Origin of the sequence: Streptomyces torulosus, assembly GCF_001419765.1 — a bacterium.
GTDB classification, from domain to species: domain Bacteria; phylum Actinomycetota; class Actinomycetes; order Streptomycetales; family Streptomycetaceae; genus Streptomyces; species Streptomyces torulosus.
The window spans coordinates 1-6,725 of record NZ_LIRK01000029.1 but is presented as its reverse complement, the minus strand read 5'-3'; the positions used below and the strand labels follow the sequence as shown (position 1 = coordinate 6,725).

At 70.6% G+C, this 6,725-nt stretch carries 7 protein-coding genes, 1 tRNA gene and 1 pseudogene; 8 read left to right on the top strand and 1 reads right to left on the bottom strand.

Annotated elements, in window-relative coordinates:
- Window positions 1–9 precede the first annotated feature (9 nt).
- Window positions 10–966: a D-2-hydroxyacid dehydrogenase gene (locus AOK23_RS03055; RefSeq protein WP_055711199.1), complete on the bottom strand. Its 957-nt coding sequence runs from the start codon at window positions 964–966 to the stop codon at window positions 10–12.
- A gap of 255 nt (window positions 967–1,221) precedes the next feature.
- On the opposite strand from AOK23_RS03055, the pseudogene AOK23_RS49300 reads away from it, so the two are divergent.
- The 8 genes and pseudogenes from AOK23_RS49300 to AOK23_RS03020 all read left to right on the top strand — a co-directional run.
- Window positions 1,222–1,395 (top strand): annotated as a pseudogene (locus tag AOK23_RS49300) (maleate cis-trans isomerase family protein); the annotation flags it as partial.
- Window positions 1,392–2,123: a maleate cis-trans isomerase family protein gene (locus AOK23_RS03050; protein WP_055711198.1), complete on the top strand. Its 732-nt coding sequence runs from the start codon at window positions 1,392–1,394 to the stop codon at window positions 2,121–2,123. The pseudogene AOK23_RS49300 and the gene AOK23_RS03050, both read left to right, overlap by 4 nt.
- Before the next feature lie 202 nt (window positions 2,124–2,325).
- Window positions 2,326–3,249, top strand: a complete 924-nt coding sequence (gene ehuB, locus AOK23_RS03045; RefSeq protein ID WP_055711197.1) for an ectoine/hydroxyectoine ABC transporter substrate-binding protein EhuB — start codon at window positions 2,326–2,328, stop codon at window positions 3,247–3,249.
- Window positions 3,246–3,959: an ectoine/hydroxyectoine ABC transporter permease subunit EhuC gene (ehuC, locus tag AOK23_RS03040; protein ID WP_055711196.1), complete on the top strand. Its 714-nt coding sequence runs from the start codon at window positions 3,246–3,248 to the stop codon at window positions 3,957–3,959. Before ehuB ends, ehuC begins: the two co-directional genes overlap by 4 nt.
- Entirely contained in the window at window positions 3,959–4,609 is a 651-nt protein-coding gene (gene ehuD / locus AOK23_RS03035; RefSeq protein WP_055519034.1) for an ectoine/hydroxyectoine ABC transporter permease subunit EhuD, read from the top strand. Before ehuC ends, ehuD begins: the two co-directional genes overlap by 1 nt.
- Window positions 4,610–4,619: 10 nt before the next feature.
- Complete coding sequence (gene ehuA / locus AOK23_RS03030; RefSeq protein WP_055711200.1) at window positions 4,620–5,396, top strand: ectoine/hydroxyectoine ABC transporter ATP-binding protein EhuA; 777 nt, start codon at window positions 4,620–4,622, stop codon at window positions 5,394–5,396.
- A 214-nt stretch (window positions 5,397–5,610) separates the two neighbouring features.
- Entirely contained in the window at window positions 5,611–6,369 is a 759-nt protein-coding gene (locus tag AOK23_RS03025) for an IclR family transcriptional regulator (RefSeq protein WP_055711195.1), read from the top strand.
- Between the two features lie 279 nt (window positions 6,370–6,648).
- Window positions 6,649–6,725 (top strand) — tRNA-Lys (locus tag AOK23_RS03020).

The following is a 6,725-nucleotide window of genomic DNA, read 5'->3' as shown; positions in this document are numbered from 1 at the left end:
CCCGAGTCACTAGGCGCCCGGTACATACCCCCTCTGCTTGTCCACCACATGCGGCAGCCTCCGCCCGGCCTCCCACAGGTCGTACGACTTCACGAACTGCTCGGACAGGGCGTCGCGCCAGCCCACCGTGTCGCCGCTCATGTGGGGCGAGACGATCAGGCCGGGTACGTCCCACAGCGGGTCGTCCACCGCGAGGGGCTCCCGGTCGAAGACGTCCAGCGCCGCCCCCGCGATCCACCGCCGGCGCAGGGCGTCCACGAGCGCGTCCTCGACCACGAGCTGTCCGCGGCCCACGTTCACGAAGCGCGCGGAGGGCTGCATGACGCCGAAGCGGCGGGCGTCGAACATGCCGCGGGTCTCCTCCGTCAGCGGGGCCGCCGCGATCACCCAGTCGGCGCGGGCGAGCAGCCGGTCGAGGTCCTCGGGGCCGTGGACACCGACGCGCGCCACCCGGCCGACGAGGGCGCTGTGCACGCCGATCGCCTTCAGCGACCGTACGATCGCCCGCCCGATGGGCCCCGACCCCACCACGCAGGCACGGCTTCCCGCGACGCGCAGCGTCTCGCGGTGTCGCCACTCCCGGCGCCCCTGGAGCTCCCAGCTGCGCGGCAGGTCCTTCGCCATGCTCAGGACGAGCGCGGCGACGTACTCGGCGATGGGCTCGTCGAAGATGCCGCGGGCGTTCGTCACCACCGTGTCGGAGGCGACGAGTTCGGGGCACAGGAGGTGGTCGACGCCTGCGCTCGCCGTGTGCACCCAGCGGGGGCGGGGGCCGTCCCCGGGCCAGGCGTCCCGTACCGCGTGGGAGGTGAAGTCCCACACGAGCAGCACGTCGGCGTGCGGCAGCCGCTCGGGCAGCGTCGACGCGTCGGTGTACTCGATCGTCGCCCGTCCGGTGAGGCGCCCGAGCCGGGGGCGGGGCTCGGCGTCGAGGACGAGGAGCGTCGGTCTGCGCGTCGCGGTCATATCGCTGGGAAACCGTCCGTAGTGCGGCCTGGACGGAGCGCGGATCGTGGCGGGATGCGACTCGATCGGCCCCGTGGGATGCGTGTGACATGCACTGATGGACCACGCTCGCACCCGAACCCCCCGCCGTCAACATGGACTTGCACACGTTCTGTCGCCGACATCTCTCTCTGCGTGAGGCCGGTGGACGTTGTCCCGTGCACGCCTCTTCGGCCACGGGCCACGAGGTCGTCCCCGGCCCGGTGCGGGGCGTGGATCCGCGTTCTCTCGGCCAACCAGGTGACGATGAGGGGCGGCGGAGCGTCACCTGGGTACCCGGGCGGTGGGTCCGTACCAGGCTCTGCTCGACGAGTCGGCCAGGCAGGCGTCCGGTGCGGGGCCGTCACACCACCGCCGGCGCCGCCGGAAGAACAGGAAGGTTGGGCATGACCGCTCTCGGACTCCTCCACCCGGGCCACTCCGCCGAGGACGACTATCCACGCATAGAGCAGCTCCTGGGCAGCGACATCCGGGTCGACCTCGCGCAGATCGACGTCGGTGAGGACCCGCACCGGGTGGACGCGCTGCGGGAGATGGGCGCGCCCGAGCGGCTGGCCGCGGGCTGCGAGTCCCTGCGGCTGTCCGGCGCGGAGGCGGTCGTCTGGGCGTGCGCGGGCGGCAGCTTCGTCCTCGGCTACGAGGGCGCCCATGAGCAGATCCGTGCCCTGGCCCGTACGGCGGGTCTGCCCGCCTCCTCCACGGCCTTCGCTTTCGTGCACGCGGCGCGGGAGGTGCACGCGGCCCGTGTGGCCGTCGCCGCGACGTACCCGGACGACGTGAGCCGCCTCTTCGTCGACTTCCTGACGGCGGGCGGGCTGGAGGTCGTCTCCGCGCGCGGGGCCGGCGTCGCCACGGCGGCGGAGGTGGGCGCCTGGACCGTCGACGACATCCTCGCCCTCGCCCGGGACGCGGACCGTCCCGACGCCCAGGCGCTCCTGCTGCCCGACACGGCCCTGCGCACCGCCTCCCACATCCCCGACCTGGAGAAGGAGCTGGGCAAGCCGGTCCTCACCGCCACCCAGGTCAGCGTCTGGGAGGCCCTGCGCCTGGCCGACCGCAGGGTGAACGCCCCGGAGCTGGGCGCCCTGTTCACCAGGGAACCGATCGTGCAGGCGTGAGCCGGCGGAACGATCCGACGGTGCCGGGTGCCGTCCCGGGCAGGTCCCGCGCCCCGCGCGTTCAGGGGCGCGGGGAGCCGCGCGGGCGGCCGCCGCGGCCGCGGTCGAGGGCGGTCGGGCCCGCGGCACGGTGTGTGCGGGGGTCGTGAAGGGGCCACAGATGGCCCGAATACATCGCATGGGGTCGGGTAGCCGCGCGGCCATGGCTCCAGCAACGAAGACTTCCGGAAGAACCGGCACCCCACGTGACCCCAGCCGCCGGGCGCTGCTCGCCGGCGCGTCCGCGCTCGCGACCGCGGGCGCGCTGGGCGCCGCCGGGTGCAGCCGGGTCGCCTCCGCCTCCGGTGTGAAGGGGGGTGACCTGCTGGACCGGCTGCGCGCGCAGGGCGTGGCGCGGCTCGGTATCGCCGGGGAGATCCCGTTCGGCTACATCGACACGAACGGCGAACTGACCGGCGAGGGACCGGAAGTGGCCAGGATCATCTTCCGGCGGCTGGGCGTGGAACGCGTCCAGCCCGTGCCCACCGAGTTCGGCTCGCTCATACCCGGCCTGAACTCCCAGCAGTTCGACGTGGTGTCCGCCGGGATGTACATCAACCCCGAGCGCTGCGGGCAGGTCATCTTCTCCGAGCCGGACCACCAGATGCTCGACGCGTTCGTGGTCCGCAAGGGCAACCCCAAGGGCCTCAACGACTACGCGGACGTGATCCGCGCCAAGGCCAGGTTCGCCACCGGCTCCGGGTACGCGCAGATCGAGCACGCGGTCGAGGCGGGTTACCCGGAGAGAGACATCGTGATCGTCCCCGACCAGGTCGCGGGCATGAACGCCGTCGAGGCGGGCCGTGTCGACGTGTTCGCGGGGACGTCCCTGACCACCCGTGAGGTCGTCAAGAAGTCCCGCAGGACGGAGGCCACCGAGCCGTTCGCCGCGCGCGTCGACGGCAAGCCGCGGGTGGACGGCGCGGGCTTCGCGTTCCGGCGCACCGAGACGAAGCTGCGGGACGCCTTCAACACCGAGCTGCGGAAGATGAAGGAGAGCGGCGAGCTGCTCAGGGTCCTGCGGCCGTTCGGGTTCACGAAGGTCGAGATGACCGACCTCACGATGCGGGAGCTCTGTCGCGCATGACGTCGGGCCTGTGGGAACTCGTCCTGCGCGGTGTCTGGGTCACCGTCCAACTGCTGGTGTTCGGCGGACTTCTGGCCACGGCCGTCTCCTTCGCCGTGGGGATCGCGCGTGTCGACCGCCGGTGGATCGTCCGCTTCCTCGCGGGCGTCTACACCGAGGTGTTCCGCGGTACCTCCGCGCTGATCATGATCTTCTGGGTGTACTTCGTGCTGCCGTTGGCCTTCGGCTGGCAGCTCGTGCCGATGTGGGCGGCCGTCCTCGCCCTCGGGCTGACCTACGGGGCGTACGGCGCCGAGATCGTGCGCGGCGCCCTGAACTCCGTCGACCCGGCGCAGCGCGAGGGCGGGATCGCACTGAGCTTCTCCCCGTGGCAGCGGATGCGGCTGATCCTGCTGCCGCAGGCGGTCCCGGAGATGATCCCGCCCTTCGCCAACCTGCTGGTCGAACTGCTCAAGGGCACGGCACTGGTGTCGATCATGGGCATGGGCGACCTCGCCTTCAGCGGCAGCCTGGTGCGGCTGGCGCTCCAGGAGAGCGTGGAGATCTACACGTACATCCTGCTCATCTACTTCGTGATCGCCTTCCTGCTCACCCGGGCCATGCGGGCCCTGGAGCGGCGACTGAAGGCCGGGGTCGGCAGGGCTCCGGCGAAGGCGGGCGGGGCGCGGGCGCGCGTACCCGAGACGGCGGGCGCCGGAGGGGGTGCGTGATGAACTGGGACTGGAACGCGGTCGTCGACTTCCTCCCGCACTTCCGGGACGGCCTGATCGTCACCCTGCAGGCGCTGGCGCTGGGCTCGGTGGTGTCGTTCGCGCTCGGGCTGGTGTGGGCGCTGCTGGTGCGGACGCCGACCCGCTGGGTGAGCTGGCCGGTGGGTGTCTTCACGGAGTTCGTCCGGAACACCCCGCTGCTGGTGCAGCTGTTCTTCCTCTTCTACGTGCTGCCCGAGTGGGGCCTGACGTTCTCGGCGCTGACCACGGGTGTCTTCGCGATCGGGCTGCACTACTCGACGTACACGATGCAGGTCTACCGCGCCGGTATCGAGGCGGTGCCCGCGGGCCAGTGGGAGGCGGCCACGGCGCTGAACCTGCCGCTGCGGCGCACCTGGACGGTGGTGATCCTGCCGCAGGCGGTCCGCCGGGTGGTGCCCGCGCTGGGCAACTACGTGATCTCGATGCTCAAGGACACCCCGATCCTCATGGTGATCACCGTCCCGGAGATGCTCGGCGAGGCACGGCTCTACGCCCAGGAGACCTTCCGCTTCACCGAGCCCCTGACCGTCATCGGAGTGGCGTTCATCGTCATCTCCTATCTCGCCTCCGTCCTCCTGCGAACCCTGGAGCGTCGCCTTGTCCGCTGACACCCCGCTGTTGAAGGAAGCCGGCTCCCGCGCCGACCGTGCCGCGGACCGCGCCGAGCTGATCCGCTTCGAGAACGTGACCAAACGATTCGGCAGCAATACGGTGCTGGACCGGCTCGACTTCTCCGTCGACGCCGGCAAGCACGTCACGCTGATCGGCCCGTCCGGCTCCGGCAAGACGACGATCCTGCGGCTGCTGATGACCCTGACCAAGCCCGACGAGGGCACGATCACCGTCGGCGGACAGCGGCTGTTCCCGGCGAGCGACAAACAGTGCCGCGAGGTCCGCAAGAACATCGGGATGGTGTTCCAGCAGTTCAACCTGTTCCCCAACATGAAGGTGCTGCGCAACATCACCGAGGCGCCGGTCACCGTCCTCGGCCTGTCCAAGGACGAGGCCGAGGCGCGCGCCCGGGAGCTGCTGGACATGGTCGGGCTCGCCGACAAGTGCGACTCCTACCCGACCCAGCTCTCCGGCGGGCAGCAGCAGCGGGTGGCCATCGCCCGCGCCCTGGCGATGCGCCCGCAGGTGCTGCTCCTCGACGAGGTGACGTCCGCGCTCGACCCCGAACTGGTCGCGGGTGTGCTCGATCTCCTCCGGGACATCGCCCGCACCACCGACATCACGATGCTCTGTGTGACCCACGAGATGAACTTCGCCCGTGACATCTCGGATCAGGTTCTGATGTTCGATTCCGGCCAGGTCATCGAGTCGGGCAGCCCCGAGAAGATCTTCGGCGAACCCGAGCACGAACGCACGCGGGAGTTCCTCGGCGCGGTCCTCTGATTACGTGCCGTGAGCGGTCGAACACGGCGGAACATCCGAGGTGGAGCCGCCGGGCCATGACTCTGGCATATGCCAGAGTGCTGATCCACCAGCTGAGAGGCCCGGAGGCCCCTGGAATTTCTGCCGAACAACCCCTGCGCGTAAGCCCCTTGGGCCGTATCGTGGGACACGGCAAGCTGTCCGAAAAACGGCCCGAGAAGCGCAGGGGGAAACCGTGGCGCTCAAGCACGAGCCGACCGCGCCGAACCACTCGGCCCAGGACGCGCTGCGCGTCCTGGAGACAGTGGCGCGGCACGCAGGTGGCGTCACCGACGCCGAGATCGCCCGCCGGACCGGCGTCGGCAGCGAGCGGTTGACCGCGCTCCTGCTGATGCTGCGCCGCGAGGGATATGTGGAGCAGACCACCGACGGCGCCTATGTCACCGGAGTCGCACTCGCCAGGCTGGGTTCCGCCCAGGGCCATGACCAGGCCCTGAGCGAGCAGCTCCAGCGCACCCTGGACCGGCTGCGCGACTCGGTGGGCGCCGCCGTCTACATCAGCCGCTACGAGGACGGGGAGATCAAGGTCACCGGCTGCGCCGAGGGACCGGGCACACCCGCCGTGCACCAGTGGGTCGACTTCCGTTCGGCGGCCCACGCCACCGCCATAGGCAAGAGCCTGCTGGGCCAGCTCGACCTCAACGCCCGGCGGGACCACCTGTCCCGGCACCGGCCGGCCCGGCTCACATCCCGCACGATCACCAACGAGAGGGTGCTGCTGAGCAAACTCGACGCCCAGTCGCCGACGGTCCCGGTCCTCGACCTCCAGGAGTACGCGCCGGGCACGGTCTGCGCGGCCGTCCCCATCACCGCGGGCTCCTCCGTCGGGTGTCTGGCGCTGTCACTGCCCCTGGAACACGCGCACCGGCTCCGCCAGGCGGCGCACACCCTGAACCGAGGGGCGGCACCGGTCCTGCTGTCGCTGGCGATCTAGTGCTGTGACCGGAAAGGTTCACCGGCTCGCGACGCCCGGCACGGCACCTCGCGGCGTTGTCGCATGACCCGAGTGCATCCAGTACGCGGGTCATGCTCCGCCTTGCGAGGCACCGCACCGGACGCCGCGAGCTTTCCGGCAAACCTTTCCGGCCACAGCACTAGCGGTCGCCCGCGCTGGCTGGAGATCCACGTCACGTTTACGTGGTCGAAGGCACCCGTGGAGACCAGGTAGTATTTTCTCTGTCGCCAGCCGCGAAAGCGAAAAGCGACAGAGTCTGCGCCGCTAGCTCAGTTGGTTAGAGCAGCTGACTCTTAATCAGCGGGTCCGGGGTTCGAGTCCCTGGCGGCGCACCA